General features: G+C 32.1%; 21 protein-coding genes. 17 read left to right on the top strand and 4 right to left on the bottom strand.

From position 1 onward, the window contains the following. Positions 1–118: 118 nt before the first annotated feature. Genes mltG through dapF form a run of 3 tightly spaced genes read right to left on the bottom strand, consistent with a single transcriptional unit; the run spans position 119 to position 2,458 of the window. The gene (gene mltG / locus ABD077_RS09100) at positions 119–1,162 is read right to left on the bottom strand and encodes an endolytic transglycosylase MltG (protein ID WP_343912015.1); all 1,044 of its coding nucleotides are present in this window, start codon (positions 1,160–1,162) and stop codon (positions 119–121) included. Beyond that, positions 1,152–1,679: a GNAT family N-acetyltransferase gene (locus ABD077_RS09095; RefSeq protein WP_343912014.1), complete on the bottom strand. Its 528-nt coding sequence runs from the start codon at positions 1,677–1,679 to the stop codon at positions 1,152–1,154. The genes mltG and ABD077_RS09095 overlap by 11 nt, the downstream gene beginning before the upstream one ends. Next, the gene (gene dapF, locus ABD077_RS09090; RefSeq protein WP_343912013.1) at positions 1,673–2,458 is read right to left on the bottom strand and encodes a diaminopimelate epimerase; all 786 of its coding nucleotides are present in this window, start codon (positions 2,456–2,458) and stop codon (positions 1,673–1,675) included. The genes ABD077_RS09095 and dapF overlap by 7 nt, the downstream gene beginning before the upstream one ends. Before the next feature lie 166 nt (positions 2,459–2,624). Here dapF and ABD077_RS09085 point away from each other — a divergent pair, with 166 nt between their 5' ends. The 17 genes from ABD077_RS09085 (at position 2,625) to ABD077_RS09005 (ending at position 20,321) form a co-directional block, all read left to right on the top strand. After that, a complete protein-coding gene (locus ABD077_RS09085; RefSeq protein WP_343912012.1) occupies positions 2,625–4,046 on the top strand; it encodes a trypsin-like peptidase domain-containing protein in 1,422 nt (473 codons plus the stop codon). Between the two features lie 134 nt (positions 4,047–4,180). After that, positions 4,181–5,629 carry a glyceraldehyde-3-phosphate dehydrogenase gene (locus ABD077_RS09080; RefSeq protein WP_299602512.1) on the top strand — a complete coding sequence of 483 codons (1,449 nt, stop codon included), beginning with the start codon at positions 4,181–4,183 and terminating at the stop codon, positions 5,627–5,629. Positions 5,630–5,998: 369 nt separating this feature from the next. Then, the gene (locus tag ABD077_RS09075) at positions 5,999–6,616 is read left to right on the top strand and encodes a tRNA (guanine-N1)-methyltransferase (protein WP_299602514.1); all 618 of its coding nucleotides are present in this window, start codon (positions 5,999–6,001) and stop codon (positions 6,614–6,616) included. Between the two features lie 59 nt (positions 6,617–6,675). Further along, positions 6,676–7,353: a tRNA (guanosine(37)-N1)-methyltransferase TrmD gene (gene trmD, locus ABD077_RS09070; RefSeq protein WP_343912011.1), complete on the top strand. Its 678-nt coding sequence runs from the start codon at positions 6,676–6,678 to the stop codon at positions 7,351–7,353. Between the two features lie 211 nt (positions 7,354–7,564). Next, entirely contained in the window at positions 7,565–7,915 is a 351-nt protein-coding gene (rplS, locus tag ABD077_RS09065; RefSeq protein ID WP_299602520.1) for a 50S ribosomal protein L19, read from the top strand. Positions 7,916–8,857: 942 nt separating this feature from the next. After that, positions 8,858–11,083 carry an NADP-dependent isocitrate dehydrogenase gene (locus ABD077_RS09060; protein ID WP_343912010.1) on the top strand — a complete coding sequence of 742 codons (2,226 nt, stop codon included), beginning with the start codon at positions 8,858–8,860 and terminating at the stop codon, positions 11,081–11,083. 178 nt (positions 11,084–11,261) lie between these two features. Beyond that, positions 11,262–11,801 carry an RNA polymerase sigma factor gene (locus tag ABD077_RS09055; protein ID WP_343912009.1) on the top strand — a complete coding sequence of 180 codons (540 nt, stop codon included), beginning with the start codon at positions 11,262–11,264 and terminating at the stop codon, positions 11,799–11,801. 4 nt (positions 11,802–11,805) lie between these two features. Continuing rightward, entirely contained in the window at positions 11,806–12,360 is a 555-nt protein-coding gene (locus ABD077_RS09050) for a hypothetical protein (protein WP_343912008.1), read from the top strand. Further along, positions 12,341–13,432, top strand: coding sequence for a hypothetical protein (locus ABD077_RS09045; protein ID WP_343912007.1), 1,092 nt, complete (start codon positions 12,341–12,343; stop codon positions 13,430–13,432). The genes ABD077_RS09050 and ABD077_RS09045 overlap by 20 nt, the downstream gene beginning before the upstream one ends. A 51-nt stretch (positions 13,433–13,483) precedes the next feature. Further along, complete coding sequence (locus tag ABD077_RS09040) at positions 13,484–14,152, top strand: hypothetical protein (protein WP_343912006.1); 669 nt, start codon at positions 13,484–13,486, stop codon at positions 14,150–14,152. A gap of 81 nt (positions 14,153–14,233) precedes the next feature. Further along, on the top strand, positions 14,234–14,866 hold the full coding sequence (locus ABD077_RS09035; protein WP_343912005.1) for a hypothetical protein: 633 nt from the start codon (positions 14,234–14,236) through the stop codon (positions 14,864–14,866). An 89-nt stretch (positions 14,867–14,955) separates the two neighbouring features. Continuing rightward, positions 14,956–15,504, top strand: a complete 549-nt coding sequence (locus ABD077_RS09030) for an outer membrane beta-barrel protein (protein WP_343912004.1) — start codon at positions 14,956–14,958, stop codon at positions 15,502–15,504. Between the two features lie 65 nt (positions 15,505–15,569). Continuing rightward, entirely contained in the window at positions 15,570–15,749 is a 180-nt protein-coding gene (locus ABD077_RS09025) for a hypothetical protein (protein ID WP_343912003.1), read from the top strand. Between the two features lie 291 nt (positions 15,750–16,040). Then, the gene (locus ABD077_RS09020) at positions 16,041–18,425 is read left to right on the top strand and encodes a TonB-dependent receptor (protein ID WP_425545858.1); all 2,385 of its coding nucleotides are present in this window, start codon (positions 16,041–16,043) and stop codon (positions 18,423–18,425) included. Positions 18,426–18,429: 4 nt separating this feature from the next. After that, positions 18,430–19,251 carry a DUF4249 family protein gene (locus ABD077_RS09015; RefSeq protein ID WP_343912002.1) on the top strand — a complete coding sequence of 274 codons (822 nt, stop codon included), beginning with the start codon at positions 18,430–18,432 and terminating at the stop codon, positions 19,249–19,251. Positions 19,252–19,276: 25 nt separating this feature from the next. Further along, entirely contained in the window at positions 19,277–20,089 is an 813-nt protein-coding gene (gene murQ / locus ABD077_RS09010; RefSeq protein WP_343912001.1) for an N-acetylmuramic acid 6-phosphate etherase, read from the top strand. Beyond that, complete coding sequence (locus ABD077_RS09005; protein ID WP_343912000.1) at positions 20,079–20,321, top strand: DUF6095 family protein; 243 nt, start codon at positions 20,079–20,081, stop codon at positions 20,319–20,321. The genes murQ and ABD077_RS09005 overlap by 11 nt, the downstream gene beginning before the upstream one ends. Positions 20,322–20,406: 85 nt before the next feature. Here the strand turns inward: ABD077_RS09005 and ABD077_RS09000 are convergent, their stop codons facing one another. After that, positions 20,407–20,829 (bottom strand): hypothetical protein, encoded by a 423-nt coding sequence (locus ABD077_RS09000; RefSeq protein ID WP_343911999.1) that lies wholly within the window; start codon positions 20,827–20,829, stop codon positions 20,407–20,409. Positions 20,830–21,086: the final 257 nt, after the last annotated feature.

Genomic DNA, 21,086 nt, shown 5'->3' with positions numbered 1-21,086 from the left:
ATCAAAGTACCGTAAAGAAATCCACAACAACTCAAACGATTTTGTTAATAAATAAAATCGAAAAACAATAAGTCTTCTGTAAAATCTTTATTTTTTTCCTACAAAAAAGCTAAGTGATTTATCGCCTTACACCTTGCTTATTAATCCAATTTATATATTGCTTTTTATTACGATTATGTTGTTCAATACTCTTAGCGAATTTGTGATAACCGAAGTTTTCCACATTCGCTACGAAAAAATAGTACTCATGCTTTTCATAATTAAGAACAGCGTCAATTGAAGAGATATCAGGCATCGTAATTGGACCTGGTGGCAATGTATTGTATTTATAAGTATTATAAGGACTATCTAACTCTAAATCTTTAAACAAAACTCTTTTGATTACTATATCCCAGTCATTCCTATGCTTCTTAAGTGCATATATAACGGTAGGATCTGCATCGAGTTTCCATCCATTATTATACCGATTCATGTAAACTCCAGCTACTCGAGGTCGTTCATCTACTTTAGCAGTTTCTTTTTGAACAATAGAGGCTACAGTAGTAACTTCAGTAGCAGTTAAACCTATTTTTTTAGCTTTCGCTTTTCTTTTATCATTCCAAAAACGATTATACTCCTTTAGCATACGACTTCTAAACTGTTCTGCTGATGTATTCCAAAAAAATTCATATTTGTTAGGTATATACATGGATAACGCATTATCGATAGTAAATCCATTTTCGTTAATAAAGCTTTCATCCTTAAAAGCTTTTACAAGAGAAATACTATCCGCCTCTATCTGTTGTGCTACTCTACCTGCTAAATTCTCTAAACGCTCTTGATTATTAAATGTCAATTGAATAGGAGTATTTTTACTTCTTAACAGATCCACAAGTTCGTTATTATTAAGCCCTTTTTTAATAATATATCTTCCTGCTTTCACTTTATTAGCATACCCTTTTTTTGCAGCAATTTTATCAAAACCATAAGGATCCTTTAATAAAGGGTGTATTTCTTTTTTCAATTCCTGAAAAGTAGTTCCTGAAGGAATAAATACGGTCTTAGTCTCTACTTCAAAATTTGTATTAGGAGAAAATACAGCGTTATATACATAATACGCAAACCATCCTCCTGCTAATAAACCGATAAGTGCTATTAATAATAATATTCTTTTAATGTACATATATATATTGATATAATAATTCATTCTTGTAAATACCATTTACAAGATTCCATTCTTTTTTTATTCCTACTTTCTGAAATCCTTCTCCTTCAAAAAGTCCTATGCTTGCTAAATTATCATCTGCAATATTCGCATATAGTTGGTGTAATCTTAGATGAGTATCGCCGTACTTTTTAATTAGTCTTAAGGCTTCTTTACCATAACCTTTTCCACGTTGCTCTGGTTCAGCAATGAGAATCCCTACTCCTGCTCTATTATGTGTTGGATTAAAATCAAATAAATCAATTAATCCAATAGAAGCTCCATCATTAGTACTTATTAAAAGTCTTAATTGTTTAGCATCATATATATCCTGATGTGCATTTTCTAGATATTGCTTGATTAAAAAGCGAGAATAAGGAGTTTGTGTTGTACTCATTTCCCAAATCCGCTCATCATTCTCAATAATATATATAAAATCTAAATCTTCAGGCTCTAATGCTCGCAGATATATATGTTCACCTTTTAACGTTAACATGCAATTTCACCTTTGAAAACTTGTACTGCTGGCCCAATAAGAAATACATCTTCATAACCATTATAAGTTTCACGGAAGGTAACTTTCAATTCTCCTCCTGGAGTTTTGACCGTAACCTCTTCTTTATTTGTATTTTTGGTAGCGTGCATAGAAAGTGCCACCGCAGTAACTCCAGTTCCACAAGACAATGTTTCGTCTTCTACTCCTCGCTCGTATGTTCTTACTGAAAACACATCATCATTTTGTTTTTCAACAAAATTCACATTACTTCCAGCTTCAAAATAAGGTGCTCCATTTCTAATTTTACGTCCAACATTAGCAACATCATAATTTACTATATCATCAACCATAGTAACATGATGCGGAGAACCAGTATCCAAAAACAGATGGGAATCATGCTTTTCTATCTCAGAAACATTTTGCATTTGCAAATACACCAAACCCTCTTTAATTTCAGCTACGTGCTTACCATCTATTGCTGTAAAAACAGCTCTGTCTTTGATAACTCCTAAGTACGCCGCAAAAGCAACAAGGCATCGTCCACCATTACCACACATAGTACTTTCGTTTCCATCGGCATTAAAATAAACCATGGTAAAATCATCCTCTTCATTTCCTGGAAGCTCTAATAACATTAGACCATCTGCTCCAATACCAAATTTTCTGTCACAAAGTCTTGCAAATAATTTGGTATCATTTTTGGATAATATCGAATCTCTGTTATCGATGATTACAAAATCATTACCTGTACCTTGGTATTTATAAAAAGTTAAGTTCATTATTTTAATTCAAATGTAAACAACAAAGGTACAAAGAAAGTATCCATATAATCGTTGTTAATAGAGCGTTAAATATCGAAAAAAAATATACTATAATTGTAATTTTAATTGTTATCAACAGTCTATAATATAGTACTAGTCAAATTAAACGAAAAAAGAAAAGAAGATGAAAAGATTTTTGAGCTTATTGGTTGTCGCTATTTTAGCAGGTGTAATGACGTTAGGAGCGTATAAAATATTTCTGGAAACAGAACCTATCGTAATTACCAAAAACGAAACTACTCCAAAAACAAATGTAATACCCACAGCATACAATGCTACAAATTTAAGTACCGTTCCAACAAATATTGATTTTACCGTTGCAGCAGAAAAAACAGTAAATGCTGTTGTACACGTAAAACAATACGGGATTACGAAAACTCCTAGAAATCTGATGGAATATTTCAGAAACGGTGGTGCTACAGAAAGAAGAATTCAAGGAGCAGGTTCTGGAGTAATTATTACAGAAGATGGTTATATTGTTACTAATAACCACGTAATTGATGGAGCTACAGATTTAGAAGTTACCTTAAATAACAATAAATCATATAAAGCAGAAATCATTGGTACTGCTCCACAATCGGATATTGCGTTGATTAAAATTAATACAGATGAAAAATTATCGTATATCCCATTTGGAAATTCTAATACTGCCAAAATTGGAGAATGGGTACTTGCCGTTGGAAATCCTTTTAACCTAACCTCTACTGTAACCGCTGGTATTATTAGTGCGAAATCTAGGGATTTAAATGAATATGATGGTAATTTTCAATCTTTCATCCAAACAGATGCTGCTATAAATCCAGGAAATAGTGGAGGTGCTTTGGTAAATACAAGAGGAGAATTAATCGGAATAAACACTGCTATTACTTCGCAAACAGGAAGTTATGTAGGGTATGCTTTTGCCGTTCCTTCTAATAATGCAAGAAAAATTGTTGAAGACATTTTGGAATTTGGAGATGTACAAAGAGCTATTATAGGAATAGGAAGTAAACCATTAAACCAAGAAACTAAGAGCCAATATAACATTTCCACTTCGGAAGGTGTTTTAATTGCAAGTGTTGAAGAAAATAGTGGTGCTAAGAAAGCTGGGCTAAAAGAAGGAGATGTAATTAAAGAAATAGATGGGGTTAAGATCAGAAAATTCTCTGATTTAACCGGATATGTAAACAGTAAAAGTCCAGACGACACAATACAAGTAACAATAACTCGTAACAATCAAGAATTTAACGTCCCAGTTACCTTATCTAAATATGTGATACAACGTTATGAAATTGAAGACGTTGGTGTGGAGGTAGCAAATCCACCAAACGGAAAATACCTCGAAAAATTCAACATTGATCATGGAGTCGTTATAAGCAAGGCTCTCAGCTCCAGAATGCAACGATACAATTTAGAAGGTTTAATTATAAGTGAAATAGATGGCCAAAAAGTTAAAAACGTTTTACAAGTAAAACAGATCATAGAAAGCAAATATCCTGAAGACGATATTACGATCAGTTTAATAGATCGTAGTGGAGAAAAAAGAGAATTTGTTTTTCAGAATTAAGAATTATTGATCATTATATATAGAATCCCATTGTTTATAAAAAGCAATGGGATTTTTATTTAAAAAAAGCTTTACGAAAACGTTTGAAATTCATACTTTTGCGCGAAATTTCAAGATAGTAAAACACAACAACTATGAGTTCTAACGAAGTTTATGAGAAAGAACTTGCCTTTCAGGCAGATAGACGCCGTGCTACGGTAGCATTTATTAAAACTGTAAGTGATTTATGGTACGATAATTCTATTGAATTAGTTTTATTCCGTAACCAACTAATCGACAAAAATGTAAGTGAAATTCTTAATTTACATGAGTATGCAGGAGAATTTGTTCAAAAGCCTATATCAATATTTGATTCGGTTGAAATTGCTCAAGCGATAAAATTGATGGATTTACCTCCAGCAAAATTAGATATCGGTAAATTAACGTATGAATATCACCTTGCAGGAAATGAATATGACTCTGCAACGAGCTTCGTTATGAACAAGCTTAAGGATGCTAAAAAATTTAAAAATATTTCTCCAAAAGATGTAGTTCTTTACGGTTTTGGAAGAATAGGACGATTAGTTGCAAGAGAACTTATGACCATTACTGGCAAAGGGAGTCAGCTGCGTTTAAGAGCTATCGTTACCAGAGGTGCTATTACCGAAGAAATCTTAGAAAAAAGAGCTTCTCTTTTAAGGAATGATTCAGTACATGGTGAGTTTGCTGGTTTAGTAGAAACTGATATTGCCAATAGCTCTCTAATTATTAATGGCACTACTGTAAAAGTAATTAGTACTAATAACCCAGAAGATGTAGATTATACTTCTTTTGGAATTGACAATGCTTTATTGATTGACAACACAGGTGCTTTTAGAGATAAAGAGGCTTTAAGCAGACACCTAATTGCTAAAGGTATAGACAAGGTATTACTAACCGCTCCAGGAAAAGGAATCCCTAATATCGTACATGGTGTAAATCACCAAGAGCATAACCCAGATAAAGTAAATATCTTTTCGGCAGCATCTTGTACCACCAATGCGATCACTCCAATACTACAGGCAGTAGATGAAAGCTTCGGAGTTATCAATGGACATTTAGAAACTATCCATGCATATACTAACGATCAGAACTTAGTAGATAATATGCATAAAAAATATCGAAGAGGTCGTGCGGCAGCCTTAAATATGGTTATCACTGAAACTGGTGCTGGAAAAGCTGTTTCAAAAGCATTACCTAGTTTTGAAGGAAAACTAACTTCTAACGCAATTAGAGTTCCTGTGCCTAATGGTTCTTTGGCAATTCTTAATCTTAATTTGGAAAAAAGTACTACTAAGGAAAGTATGAATGCCATTATTAAAAAATATGCTCTAGAAGGAAATTTAGTAGAGCAAATCAAATACTCTCTTGATAATGAACTAGTATCAAGTGACATCGTTGGTTCTTCTGCTCCTTCTATCTACGACAGTAATGCAACCATCGTTGATACCAAAGGAAAAAATGCTGTTTTATATGTTTGGTATGATAATGAATATGGATATAGCCATCAGGTAATTAGACTTTCTAAATACATTGCTAAAGTGAGAAGGTTTACATATTACTAACAATTAAAATTAGTTAGAAATAATATTAAAAAGTCGTTATCATAGTGTAGCGACTTTTTTTGTTAGTCATTATTATGACAATCGTAAAACTCTTTATGTCAGCATATAATATACAATAATACTATTCATAATGGCTTCGTTATTGCTTTTTCAAACCCTCAATTTAGAGACTGATACATAAATATCGTGCATTTAAATCTTTTAAATCGCTTACAATATCGTATATTTATTATCGTTAGAATAAATTAAAGACTAACGTAAAAGAATGAAATCTGTTTACCCAAAGGATTCTATAATTTGGCAAGTAACATAAATTGATCCAAAACAATTCAGACTTCAATCGACCATTAAAATTACAAAAACTCACACATGAAATTATCAAAGTACCTATTAGTTTTCATAGCTTTTCTCCCCATCTTTGAAACCATTCAGGCACAAGAAGAAGAACTAACTGCAGAACAAGCACTCAAGAAAGAGAATATCAAAACTCAATTTGATGTCGTAATTAAAAAATCTGGAAGATATCAAGAATACAAGGTAGTAAAACGAGTATGGTTAGATAAACTTAAAGGAAATACTATCGATTCGCTTAAAACATTAGAGTCGAAATTAAATAGTTCTAATCAAAAAATTATAGCACAGCAAACTTCTATTACAAACCTAGAAGCCTCTTTAGCAAAAACTAACGAAGATTTATCCGCAGTTACCGAAGAAAAAGATAACATGACATTTTTAGGAATGTCATTTACCAAAGGAAGTTATAAAACGATGATGTGGACTATTGTTGGTGCTCTGCTCGCTTTGTTAGCATTTTTTGTATTCAAGTTTAAGAATAGTAATTCTGTAACAATTCAGGCTAAAAAGGCTTTAGCTGAGACAGAAGCAGAATTTGAAGATCATCGACGTAGAGCATTAGAAAGAGAACAAAAAGTAATGCGTAAACTTCAGGACGAGATCAACAAGCAACGCAAAGCTGGCGCTAAGTAGATCATTTTTCTGGATTTTATCAGATAGTTTTGCATCTTTGCATATTCTAACAATAAGAAATGCGAATAGATATAATTACTGTAGTTCCTGATATCTTAAAAAGTCCTTTTGAAGCTTCAATTATGAAGCGTTCGATAGAAAAAGGACTGGTAGAAGTGCACTTACACAATCTTAGAGACTATACTTCTAATAACTACAAACAAGTAGATGACTACCAATTTGGTGGCGGTGCAGGTATGGTTATGATGGTAGAACCTATAGATAAATGTATCTCTAAACTGAAATCTGAGCGCAATTATGATGAAGTCATTTATATGACTCCTGATGGAGAAACTCTAAATCAAGGAATTGCAAATCAATTATCTCTAAAAGGGAATCTTATTATCCTTTGTGGACATTATAAAGGTGTTGATCAAAGAGTAAGAGATCATTTTATCACCAAAGAAATCTCTGTAGGAGATTATGTATTATCGGGCGGAGAATTAGGAGCACTAATTCTTTGTGATGCCGTTATTAGGTTAATTCCTGGAGTTCTAGGTAATGAGACCTCTGCATTAACGGATTCTTTTCAAGACGACTTATTGGCTCCACCAATTTATACAAGGCCAGCGGATTATAACGGATGGAAAGTACCTGAAGTTCTAACGTCAGGTAATTTCCCTAAAATAGAAGCTTGGAGAGAAGAACAAGCCTATCAAAGAACCAAAGAAAGAAGACCTGATTTATTAGAAGAATAAACAGACATATTTATTTTTATCAAAAAAACTCCCAAATCATTAAATCACAGATTAGAAATTAAAGATAGACCACTCAAAAACAGCAAGTAACATTTACTAAAAAATACTTGCAAATCATTAAATAATACTTATTTTTGCACCCTAATTAAAATAACCTCTGGCGAAAATCGTGAATGTTGTTTTGATAAAACATAAGTAAACTACTTCAAAAATGGAAGATTTAGTAAAATTCGTACAGAACGAATTTGTTACAAAAAAAGAATTACCTGAGTTTTCTGCAGGTGATACAATCACAGTATATTACGAAATTAAAGAAGGAAACAAAACACGTACTCAGTTTTTTAGAGGTGTTGTAATCCAAAGAAGAGGTTCTGGTGCTAGTGAAACATTTACAATTAGAAAAATGTCTGGTACTGTAGGTGTTGAGCGTATTTTCCCAGTGAATTTACCTGCACTTCAGAAAATCGAGGTTAATAAGAGAGGAAAAGTACGTAGAGCACGTATCTTTTACTTTAGAGAACTTACGGGTAAGAAAGCTCGAATCAAAGAAAAAAGAAACTAAATTATTCTTTATTTCACAATACAAAAAGGTTGTCATCAGGCAGCCTTTTTTTATGAACAAAAGTTAATATCTTAAGTTCATAACCAGTTGATAACTAAACTTATATAAAAAATTGTATTGCAAATTAATTTTAAGTAATTTTAAATAAGAAATTTTATAATAGCTGATAGTGATGACACAAGGATTCCTATTTTATAATTTTTCTAAACTCGTTCTTTGAACATTTTACATAAACCATCTTAAGATTAGGATAAATATAAAACGAAAGTTATTTTTTTGAATACATCATTGAAATTAATTTAAAGATCTACTTTAAAATCATTTTCAGCATGAAATCCAAAGGAAAAAATTAAGTTTTGACACCTTTTTAATTTTAAGTGGAAATAGACTATTCGGATGAAAAAACGCAAAATTACATAAGTAATTTATACACAAAAGCGTTCGCAATAGTCTAAAGGTAGTATTTAAATCTCATATACTGTTATCAGTTTAAAGCTGCCTATCTTACAGAAAGTATCTTTTTGGTATAACAAACGAAAGTTATTATTTCATAGCGGGTAAAACAGCTGACAAAATTTTATTTCTGTACAAAAGCCATATCAAGGTATTCGTATTATGATATGGCTTTTTAATTTTTAAAACGATTCTTAAAATTCTCTTCTTTTTTTGCGAGTCCCATTTTTTGACCCCAATCTTTTTTAAAGATATTTAATTCAAGCTCTTTAACGCAAAACTAACAGTAATCAGGTTGCATTTACCTCGCTATATTTGTATCTTCGCGCTCGGAAAATATTACTGTGAATTACCATAGCCTTACACTGGTAATCTTGTAATATTAAGTATGAAAGGTTAAACAACCTATCGTTTTCTAAACAGATCGTATAATACACACAAGATATTACACCGAAAGGCAACCGAATATCTTACTAAAAATTAAAAAATATGGGAATTGAATCCTCAAAAATTGTGTACACTAAAACTGATGAAGCACCTGCATTAGCAACATACTCTTTTTTACCAATTGTAAAAAAATTTACTAAAGCAGCCAATATAGAGGTTGAAACAAAAGATATTTCACTAGCAGCAAGAATTTTAGCTGTATTCCCAGAAAACCTTTCTGATAAACAAAAACAAGCAAATGCTTTAGCAGAACTTGGTGAATTAGCATTAAAACCAGAAGCTAACATTATTAAGCTTCCTAATATTAGTGCTTCTGTTCCACAGTTAAAAGCTGCAATTGCAGAATTACAGTTACAAGGTTTTAATATTCCTAATTACCCAGAAGAGCCGGAAAATGATTCCGAAAAAGAGATTAAAGGAAGATATGATAAAATAAAAGGTAGTGCCGTGAATCCTGTATTACGAGAAGGAAACTCCGACAGAAGAGCACCAAAACCTGTAAAACAATACGCTCGAAAAAATCCACACTCTATGGGTGCTTGGAGTAGTGATTCTAAGACACACGTTGCCACAATGTCTAGTGGAGATTTTAGATCTAATGAAAAATCTGTAACTATAGCTAATGCTGGAGATGTAAAAATTGAGTTAGTTGGTACAGATGGAAACACTACTACATTAAAGGAAAAAACAGCATTACTAGAAGGTGAAATTATCGATGCTACGGTAATGAGCAAAAAAGCATTAATAACTTTCTTAGAAGAGCAAGTTGCAGATGCCAAAGAGAAAAACGTTTTGTTCTCTTTGCACATGAAGGCAACCATGATGAAAGTATCCGATCCGATTATTTTTGGTCATGCGGTAGAAGTATTTTTCAAAGATGTTTTTGAAAAACATGGTGAAACCTTAGAAGAAATCGGTGTAGAAGTAAATAATGGATTCGGTGATCTTGTAAACAAACTAAAAAGAGTTACTGACACTGCTAAAAGAGCAGAGATAGAGGCAGATATCAAAACATGTTATGAAAATGGCCCTAAACTAGCCATGGTAAATTCTGATCAAGGAATTACCAATCTTCACGTACCTAGTGATGTAATTATTGATGCTTCAATGCCTGCTATGATTAGAAATTCTGGTCAGATGTGGGATGCTGATGGAAATACTCAAGATACTAAAGCTGTAATTCCAGATAGTAGTTATGCAGGTATTTATCAAGAAACGATTGATTTTTGTAAAAAGCATGGTGCTTTTGATCCAACTACGATGGGAACTGTTCCTAATGTAGGTTTAATGGCTAAAAAAGCAGAAGAATATGGATCTCATGACAAAACTTTTGAAATTAAAGAAAATGGAACTGTTCGTGTTGTAGATGCGACTGGCACTGTTTTAATCGAGCATGAAGTAGAGCAAGGAGATATTTGGAGAATGTGTCAAACAAAAGACGCTCCTGTAAAAGATTGGGTAAAATTAGCTGTTAGTAGAGCTAGAGCAACAGATACTCCTGCTATCTTTTGGTTAAATAAAGATAGAGCTCATGATGCAAGCTTAATAACGAAAGTTGAAAAATATCTTCCTGAGCACAACACTGATGGTTTAGATATTAGAATCATGTCTCCGGTAGAAGCTACTCGATTCTCATTAGAAAGAATTAAAGAAGGTAAAGATACCATATCCGTTACAGGAAATGTACTACGTGATTATAATACAGACCTCTTCCCTATTCTAGAATTAGGAACAAGTGCAAAAATGCTTTCTATTGTACCATTAATGAATGGTGGTGGATTGTTTGAAACAGGAGCTGGAGGATCAGCACCAAAGCATGTACAGCAGTTTAATCAAGAAGGTCATTTACGTTGGGATTCTTTGGGAGAGTTTTTAGCACTAGCCGTTTCCTTAGAACATTTAGGAGAAGTTAATGATAACCAAAAAGCACTTGTAATAGCAGAAGCATTAGATAAAGCAACAGAGGAGTTTTTAGAAAATAAAAAATCTCCATCTAGAAAAGTGAATGAACTTGATAATAGAGGAAGTCACTACTATCTTGCTTTATATTGGGCTCAAGCATTGTCGGAACAAACAAAAGATACTGAACTGCAACAACAGTTTTCTTCAATTGCTAAGGATTTAGGTGATAATGAAGCTAAAATTATCGAAGAGCTGAATGGTGCTCAAGGAAGTGCTGTGGATATGGGAGGTTATTACTGGCCTGATGTAGTCAAAATAGAAAACGCAATGAGACCAAGCGAAACATTAAATAAAATCATTTCATAAGTTTTTAAACAAAAAACAACTTATATAAAAGCCTGAAAACATTACGTTTTCAGGCTTTTTTTTATAAATATCTACGAAAATTTATAAGTAGATGCAACCCTTTGTTTTTTGGTTTGTCAATAATAATAGTTAGAAAGAAAAAGTTACTCTAGTAAGACTGATAACTAATCATAAATAATTGAAAACAAATATTCTTTATACGCATAAAGATCTTATAGAAAAAAGCAAATCTGGTGATCGGGTTTCGCAATATCAGCTATATAAGTTATACGTAGATGCTATGTACAACGTGAGTATGCGAATATTGAATATTAAGGAGGATGCTGAGGATATTATTCAGGATAGTTTCGTAGATGCTTTTAAAAACCTAAACTCATTTCGATATGAAAGCACTTTTGGTTCTTGGTTAAAGAGAATAGTTGTTAATAAAAGTATTAATCATCTAAAAGCAAAAAAAATCCCTGTAATACCATTAGATCATCATGAATATCATATCAGTGAAGAGATTCATAAATCAAATATAACACCAGATATAAAAAAAATTAAACAAGGAATTGCAGCATTACCAGATGGATATAAACAGATTATCGTACTCTATCTTATTGAAGGATATGATCATAAGGAAATTTCGGAAATATTAGGAATTACCCATTCTACATCTAAATCGCAATACCACAGAGCTAAAAAAAAACTAATTCAAATCATAAACACATTATAAAATTATGGATGATTTTGAAAAATATATAAGAGAAAATAAATTACTATTTGATGAACATAAGGCTGATGAAGATAAAATCTGGGCAGACATCGAATCAAAACTTGATATCGAAAACAAAAAAGAGTCGGTAAGATTTGTTATTTGGAAATCTCCATTCATTAAAATTGCAGCCGTTATATGTGTTCTTTTAGGAAGTTTTGCAATGCTAAAACTTGTTACAAAGATTGATACCAATACTACTCACAAAAATACTGCGATTCATCGAGAATTAAATGATATTGATAATTACTATAAAGGGCTAGTATCATTTCAAGTTGCGCTGGTAAAAGAACATTCAAAATTATCGGCAAGTGATAAAGAAGAATTCCTCTCTTTTATGGATGAACTAGATAAGGAATATATGATACTGAAAGAAGAAATGAATGCTAATCTTAATAACGAATACATTTTAGAAGCCATTGTACAGAACTACAAAAAAAGAATTGAACTAATAGAAAATCTTTTAGAACAAATTAAAGATTCCAAAAAATCTGATGATAATGAAGGATATATATTATAAAAGAATAACTCTCATCTTATTGATAATTTTCCAGTGTTATCATCTAAATGCTCAGGAAAAACTATCAAAATCAATTGAGAAAACATATGATTTTACAAATTCAGGAACACTGCAACTAGAAAACAAATATGGTAATATTATCATTGATGGATGGGATCAAAATAAAATAGCAATTACAATTAATATCTCTGTCTCAAAAAAGGAAAAAGACGATGCTCAGGAATTGTTAGACAGAATTCGACCGTCCATTAGTAAAACCAATAGTTTTATAAAAATTGTTTCGGATATAGAAGAAAAAAATTACAGCTTCTTTACAAGAGTCTTTAATAGTGTAAACCCATTTGATTTTGATAAAGGAAATGTCCAAATAGACTACAAAATCAGCTTACCCATAAATGCTGAAATTCAGCTTAAAAATAAGTTTGGGGACATCATAATTAGTGAATGGGATGGTAAACTGACCTCAGATTCACAACATGGTGATATGTGGATTAATAATGACATTATTAATGCCAATATAAAAATGACATTTGGTAAGCTACAGACCAAATCTATATCCTATGGAAAAGTAGAATTAAAAAATAGCGAATTTGACCTTCAAACCTCTAAAAACTTAAGAATACTAAGTAATGGATCAACAATCAATATAGAAAAAGTGAATCAGCTTCAGTTATATTCAAATAAAGACAAAGTGTTTTTAGGAAGTATAGAAAAAATAAAAGGAGAACTAAAATTTTCTACAGTTTGGCTAGACAATCTTATTAATGAAATTGACCTCATTATGGATGTCGCAGATTTCAAAGTAGATAAAATCACGAATCCCAGCGCAAATGTGGATATCAATCAAAAATCTTCTGAAATCAACATTGATATTTCTGATCTCAACTTTGATTTCGAAGCATCGTTAGAGCAAGGTTTATTAAGAATTCCTAAAACTTTTAAGAATATCAAAAATAAAATGATTGATGATAAAAAAAGACTACGTGAGATTCAGGGTACTTACGGGTCAAATCTAGAAAAAGGAATATTCAAAATTACAGGAAGAAAAGGGGTAATCATATTAAAGGAATAACAACATTACAATCGCAACCATTTATCAATTCAACAAAACAAATCAATATCAATGAAAAAAACAATCCAACTGCTAATCACACTGCTAATAGTCAGCTCTAGCCAAATATATTCTCAAGATAAAAATGACAGTGATTATATAGAATTCAATGATCGTAAAAATATCGTTCACGGAGTATATCTTGGTTTTAGCACCAATTATGGCGAGATTGATGGAGAAGAAACCGGATCAATCGGACTTAAATTAGCATATGTTGCTAATCGAAAGTTTGAAGTTGGTTTTGGAATGAAAGGTTTCTATTCACAACAAAACTTACCAGGAATATCGGCATCTAATGATGAAGATCTGATTGGAGGATATGCCGGAATGCATTTCGAACCCATATTATTTAGTAAATCCAGAGTAAACCTCTCTTTCCCATTACTCGTTGGTTTTGGAGGTGTTGGCTATATAGATGGTCAATTAAATGATGGTGAGTTTAATGAAGATGATTATGAATGGGATGCCATATTTGTAGCAGAACCTGGAGTAAATGTGTTATTTAATATTTCGCGATTCATACAACTTGAAGCAGGGGTAAAATACAGATTCTCTAGTAAGTTTAACATTCATCCTAGCGGAATTGATAGAATTAATGGGTTTTCTGCTGGATTAGGAATAAAGATTGGAGTCTTTAATCTCGGAAAAAATAGATACAAGAAAAAAGCACCAAAAAACTAAGAGAGAAACGCTAAATACTAAATGTGGTCAAAACAAAATTCTCTACAATAAAACTGATTGACATTAATAGCACTAAATATTATGAAAAAAAGGAAAATAGTATTATTCATATTTATCTTCATTAACTGTTTTTACGCAAAAGCACAGGATAAAGATTATATAGAATTTAATGATAGAAATAACATCCTACATGGCGTTTATCTAGGAGGAGATGTTGGTTTTGGTCGAATTAAAAAGAATGAAACATTCTCAGCGGGAATGAAATTGGCATATGTTTATAATAAAAAAATGGAACTAGGAATAGCCATAAAAGCATTAACTTCAGATTTAAGGTCTGTTGATGGTACTTTTGGAGAAGATTATGATTTATTTGTTATTTATGGAGGCCTTCATTCGGAAAACATTATCATTCGTTCCTCCAATTTTCATTTATCCTTTCCATTTTTAATTGGTATAGGTTTTACGGAAATTTCTGGTCCATCAATTACTAATAAAGATGCTACGTTAATAGCAGAGCCAGGTGTCGGTGTTTTATATAATCTAACTAAATATATACAATTTGAAGGAGCCATTAAATACAGGTTTTCGTCACCTATTGATCCGATACCCAATACACTTGATAATATCAATGGTGTTTCTATAAACTTTGGAGCTAAAATAGGAGTGTTCAATTTAGGTAAAAACAGATACAAGAAAAATCCACCAAAAGAGTAACAAATAAAATCTATTCATAAAATTTAATTTATTCAGCTATTTACTAGTTGAAAAGAAACTTTACATACATAACTCAAAAAATATTTATCATGAAAAATTCTTTGTTTCTTCTTACTATTCTAATTTTCAGTTTACATTCATTCTCACAAGATTCTAAAATAAATTTAGAGGTGAATTACCCTATACCGTTGGGTGATAATTTTATTGGAAAATTTTATGATGGAATAGCTGATATCGGAATTGATTATAAGTTTTTTACTAAATCAGCTTTTAGTGTTGGAGCATCTTTAAATGGAGGTGTATTGATAAATAATTCATTTCAAGATGTAACCACTATTGCATATACACTACAACCAAGATTATTTGGAGAACTAGTAGTTTTTGATAAAATTCATCCTTCTTTAGGAATTGGATATACTATATTAGGTTTTAATGTATCTGGAGATTCCAATTTAGAAACACCATCAACCGAAGGTGGTTTAAATCTTAATCTTGGAATTGCATACGATATCACCAAAAAAATCTTTGCACAAGTACAATATGATTTTAGCAGTATCAGTGCACCAGATGGTATTCCAGATACTTCATTTAATACGCAAATACAGCTACTTAAAATAGGAGTTGGATACAGATTTTAATAACAAATTAAATTTAGGCACAGATGTTGATATTAGTTATTTATAAAATGTTACAAAAGCCCCAAATGAAAACTAAAGTTATTGTTGAAACCAAAAAAATAGAGACTAACTATGTATTTTCAGAAAACAACCAGGTATATCTTAAACGCAAATCAAATACTAATTCCACAAATAGTAATTCTGTATGCTCCGAAGAATGGCTGCCCATTGCTTTTTGCTGGAAACCTGAACTAAAATCCAATTAATTTTTGTTACCAATATTTAGGCCTGTTTGACCTTTTTAAGGCCATAAGCTTTTTATTTACAATTCGATAATGTAACAAATCATCAATACGATCTTCTTATTGGTATCTTATGTACATATAACATAAAAGAAGTCCTTAATTTTAGAGGAAGATTAGTTAGTAAGGCTATCAATAAATAACATATATTTAGGAAATGTATACGGTTTTAAAGTACTATTATTTAGTACTTTTGAAACAATAGTACGTATTGCAAATACTTTTAAAACCGTACAAATATTAAAAATACCGCTTTTGAAAAAGAACATTTTATGTAGCCTTTTGGCTATTTGTACTCTGCAGTTTGCCATATACGGTCAAGAAAAATTTACAATTAATGGTACGATTTCAGAAAAATCCAGTAACGAAACTTTAATTGGTGTTAATGTACTTTTCCCAGAAATTGGCAAAGGTGTAGTTACTAATGAATATGGATTTTATTCTATTACCTTACCAGAAGGAATCTATAAGTTACAAGTTAGCTACTTAGGATTTAAGGATATTATTCAGGAAATTAATCTAAATGAAGATAAGAAACTTAATTTTCAATTAGTAGAAGCTTCAGAGATGTTAGATGAGGTAGTCATCACCGAAAATGTAGAAAAAGTAAACATCAAAACACCTCAAATGAGTCTTAACAAACTTACAGCAGGAACTATAAAACAAATTCCTGTAGTACTTGGTGAGGCAGATGTGATTAAATCTATCGTATTACTACCAGGAGTAACCAGTGGTGGTGAAGGAGCTTCTGGATTTAATGTACGTGGTGGTGCAGCAGATCAGAATCTTATCTTATTAGATGAAGCCACTATTTTTAACTCGTCCCACCTTTTTGGATTTTTTTCCGTTTTTAATCCAGATGCTATTAAAGATATAAAACTTTATAAAGGAGGAATCCCAGCTCGCTATGGTGGTCGTGTATCATCAGTTTTGGACATTTATCAAAAAGAAGGAAACAGTAAAGAATATCATATCAATGGAGGATTGGGATTAGTAGCAAGTAGGTTATTAGCCGAAGGGCCCATCGTAAAAAACAAGGGAGCCTTTTTGGTAGGTGGTCGAGCTTCTTATGCGCACCTGTTCCTACCTGTTGTGGATGATGGAAATGATAACATTGCTTATTTCTACGACCTCAACACAAAACTTAATTACAAAATCAACGAAAACAACAATATCTTCTTATCAGGGTATTTTGGTCGAGACGTTTTCGCGATTAGTGAAAGCTTTAGAAACACCTATGGTAATACTGTTTTAAATCTACGATGGAATCACCTATTCTCCGACAAATTATTTTCTAACTTATCACTTATTTATTCGGATTATTTCTACGGATTGGAACTGGACTTTGTTGGATTTGAATGGGATTCTGGTATTCGAAATTTTAATTTGAAATATGATCTGAAACACTATCTAAGTGATAATTTTCAGTTGAACTACGGAATTAACAACATTTATTATCGATTCAATCCGGGGGAGATTAAACCAAATAGTGATGATTCTGGTATCATTAGAGATAAATTAATTGACAAATACGCTAATGAATTTGGAGTATATGTGGATGCAGAACATAAGATATCTAACAATTTATCATTGCAGTATGGAATTCGATTAAGTAACTTCATACGATTGGGCCAGGATGAAATAAACATCTACGAAAATAACAATCCACTTCTATTTAATGAAGAATTACAAATTTACGAGTCTGCAGATCCAATTGGAACTGAAAGCGTAAGCAGAAGTGCTCAATTAGCAAACTTTACAAACCTAGAACCTAGAGTTGCCCTGGCATATGCTTTTAATGATAATACTTCGATAAAAGCAAGTTATAATAGAATGGCACAATATTTACACCTTCTTTCTAATACCAGCTCCCCCACTCCACTGGATGTTTGGACACCTAGTGGAAGGTTCGTAAAACCCCAAATGCTTAATCAATATGCCATTGGATATTTTAAAAGTATCAAGGACGATGCTTATTCTATTGAAACAGAAATATTTTATAAGGATATAGAAAACAGAATTGATTATATAGATGGTGCCGAACTTATTGCTAATGATGCTATAGAAAGAGAAATTCTAAATGGAGAAGCCAGAGCTTATGGATTAGAATTATTAATCCGCAAAAATGAAGGAAAATTCAAAGGTTGGCTTGCATATACTCTTTCTAAATCTGAACAACGTACACCGGGAAGAACCCCTACGGAAACAGGAATCAATAATGGTGAATGGTATAATACTCCGTATGACAAAACTCATGATATATCCTTTAATGGAAGTTATGAGCTAAATGATAAATGGAAATTCAATGCTAATTTCTTATTCCAAACAGGACAACCTACCAATTATCCAACAGGACAATTTGAATTTCAAGGTTTAGTAGTTCCGGTATTTGATGGTTTGCGTAACGATCAACGATTACCATCGTATCACCGTTTAGATATTTCGGCTACACTTACACCTCGAAAAAATAAAAATAGAAAATGGCAGGGCGAATGGGTTTTTAGTGTATATAATCTTTATAATCGTAGAAATGCTGCATCTATAAATTTTAGTCAAAATACGGAAACTCGTGTGAATGAGGCGGTACGTACTTCCATATTCGGAATCGTACCCGCTGTAACTTATAATTTTAAATTTTAGCATTATGAAAAAATTATGCTTTTATATCATAGGACTCTTAATCATCACTAGTTGTGAGGATGTTATTGATGTTGATGTACCTAATGGGGAACCTAGACTGGTTATTGATGCTTCTTTTGAAATTTACTTAGATGAAACACCTATTGATGCTTTAGGTGGCGTAAGACTTACACTTTCTGCTCCTTTCTTTGATGATAGTGTTCCTACAGTTAGTGATGCTACTGTTTTTATTACTAATCTTTCAGATAATTCTATCATTAATTTTGTAGAATCTTTAGGAGAACCTGGCTTTTTTGTCCCTGAAGATCCAAATGTAATTCCAGAGTTTGATATTGATTATGAACTTACGGTAATATATAATGAAGAAACTTATAAAGCTACCACTCAATTAATCCCTACAGTATCTATTGATAATATAGAACAAGGAGATGGAACTTTGTTTGAAGGTGATGAAACAGAAATAATTGTTTTCTTTACAGATGATGGCAACCGAGAAGATTTTTACCTATTTGATTTTGACTTTAACTTATATCTTCCAAGCGAAGACAGATTTTATCAAGGAGAATCATTTAATTTCTCTTATTTCTACGAAGATATGGTTGGTGGTGAAGAAGTAACTATAAAAATTCTAGGTATAGATGAAAGGTATTTTAATTACTCCAATATTTTAATTGAACAAAGTGAGCAAGAAGGTGGAAACCCTTTTCAAACACCACCTGCTCAAATAAGAGGTAATATTATAAATACAACGAATCCAGACAATTATGCTTTAGGATATTTTAACCTTTCTGAAGCAAATCGTTTTCAATTTACTATTGAAGAGTGATCTGAAAAAGCTGTATTTTTGAAGCATGAGTTTTACCAAAACAACAGAACAGGCTTCTAAGTATAATCATCTGGAAAAGATGAGTATTTCTGATTTACTTAGTAATATCAATAAAGAAGACCAAACCGTACCCGAAGCGGTAGAAAAATCAATTCCACAGATAGAGGTTTTAGTTACTAAAATTGTCGAAAAGCTAAAAGTTGGAGGAAGACTTTTTTATATGGGTGCAGGTACCAGTGGTAGATTAGGTATTGTAGATGCCAGCGAATGTCCTCCCACCTTTGGAGTATCTCATGATCTTGTTATAGGATTAATTGCTGGTGGTGATACTGCTATACGCAAGGCTGTAGAATTTGCAGAAGATAGTACCGAACAAGGATGGAAAGATCTACAATCTTATCAAATTTCCGACAAAGATGTTGTAATTGGTATTGCAGCTTCTGGTACTACTCCGTATGTAATTTCGGCATTAGAAAAATGTAATCAATCTAATATCATTACGGGGTGCATAACCTGTAATGAAGGTAGCCCGTTAGCTATTACTGCACAACATCCTATCGTGGTAACTGTAGGACCAGAATTTGTTACAGGAAGTTCTAGAATGAAAGCCGGTACTGCCCAAAAACTCGTGCTTAACATGATATCAACTTCTGTTATGATTCAGTTAGGCAAAGTAAAAGGAAATAAAATGGTAGATATGCAACTTAGTAATAATAAACTGGTTGATAGAGGTACACGAATGATTATGGAAGAATTAGAAATCGAACGAACTCTCGCAGCAGAATTATTAGAGAAATATGGTAGTGTACGAAATGCAATTGATAATTATGGAACCTAAAAGAACAGATAAAGAGTTATTAGGAAAAGGAATACAACGTATGGCTATTTCTTTGATTTTTATGTTTGTTAGTCCAGTGATCATTCATTCAGCCTTTAAAAATCAGGATCATCCGTATTATTACTTGGTTTTAGTTCTAGGGTTATTAGGAGCATCTTTTGCTATATTCATGGCGTTTAGAGGATTAAAAACCATTATGGATGCCATCTTTGGGAAAAAACAAAATCCTTAATAATCGCTGTTATATAGGATATCCTAATACAAAAAAGAGTGACTTTAGAAAAATCACTCTTAACTTTATAAAATTACTTTGCATATTAGTTTGGAACAAAAGCCCAAACATTACTATCTATTGTTGCTCCAATAGTTAACTCGTTACCTTCTATGGCAATACCCGCTACTGAACCACCAGTACCTATAGACGCATAGTTCCCATTAGAACTTCCTAAGAATCGTATTCCAGTAATGGAAGGAACTCCATCACTAAAACTAATTGTATGATTGGTACCTGAAACCGAAATAGTAGCGGTGCCTTGTACTCCTGCTACTATACCCATACCGCTCGCAGGGGTGTACGTCAACTCTCCGCTAAAAGTAGTTAGAACTTCAGAAGGAAGCGCTACAAATGGTTCTGCAGGTACTGTTCCATCATCATCACTTCCACAAGATGAGATAAACAATACAGATAAAACAAGCATAACTTTAGTTAATTTCCCAAATAATTTGTTTTGTAATTTCATTGCTTTAAAATTTTTAAATGAGTTTAAATTCTTTGGTAAACTTAGTGTTCTTCTATACTAAGAGTTCACCAATGTGGAGGTTCGGTAAGATTGTGGTGCTGTTTAGCAGAAATAAAAGGAAAATAGAACTAATCCTTTTTTTTAGATAATACCCTTTCAATCTTCTAAAAAACAAATATCATATGGGTTAGCTCTTTAAGGAATTCTCTAAAACCACAAAATTCAATACAAACATCCTACAATAATTACTATTCGTC

The sequence above is a fragment of the Aquimarina litoralis genome (assembly GCF_039523995.1).
Classification (GTDB): domain Bacteria; phylum Bacteroidota; class Bacteroidia; order Flavobacteriales; family Flavobacteriaceae; genus Aquimarina; species Aquimarina litoralis.
The sequence above is the reverse complement of the archived record's forward strand: the minus strand, read 5'-3'. Positions and strand labels throughout refer to the sequence as shown.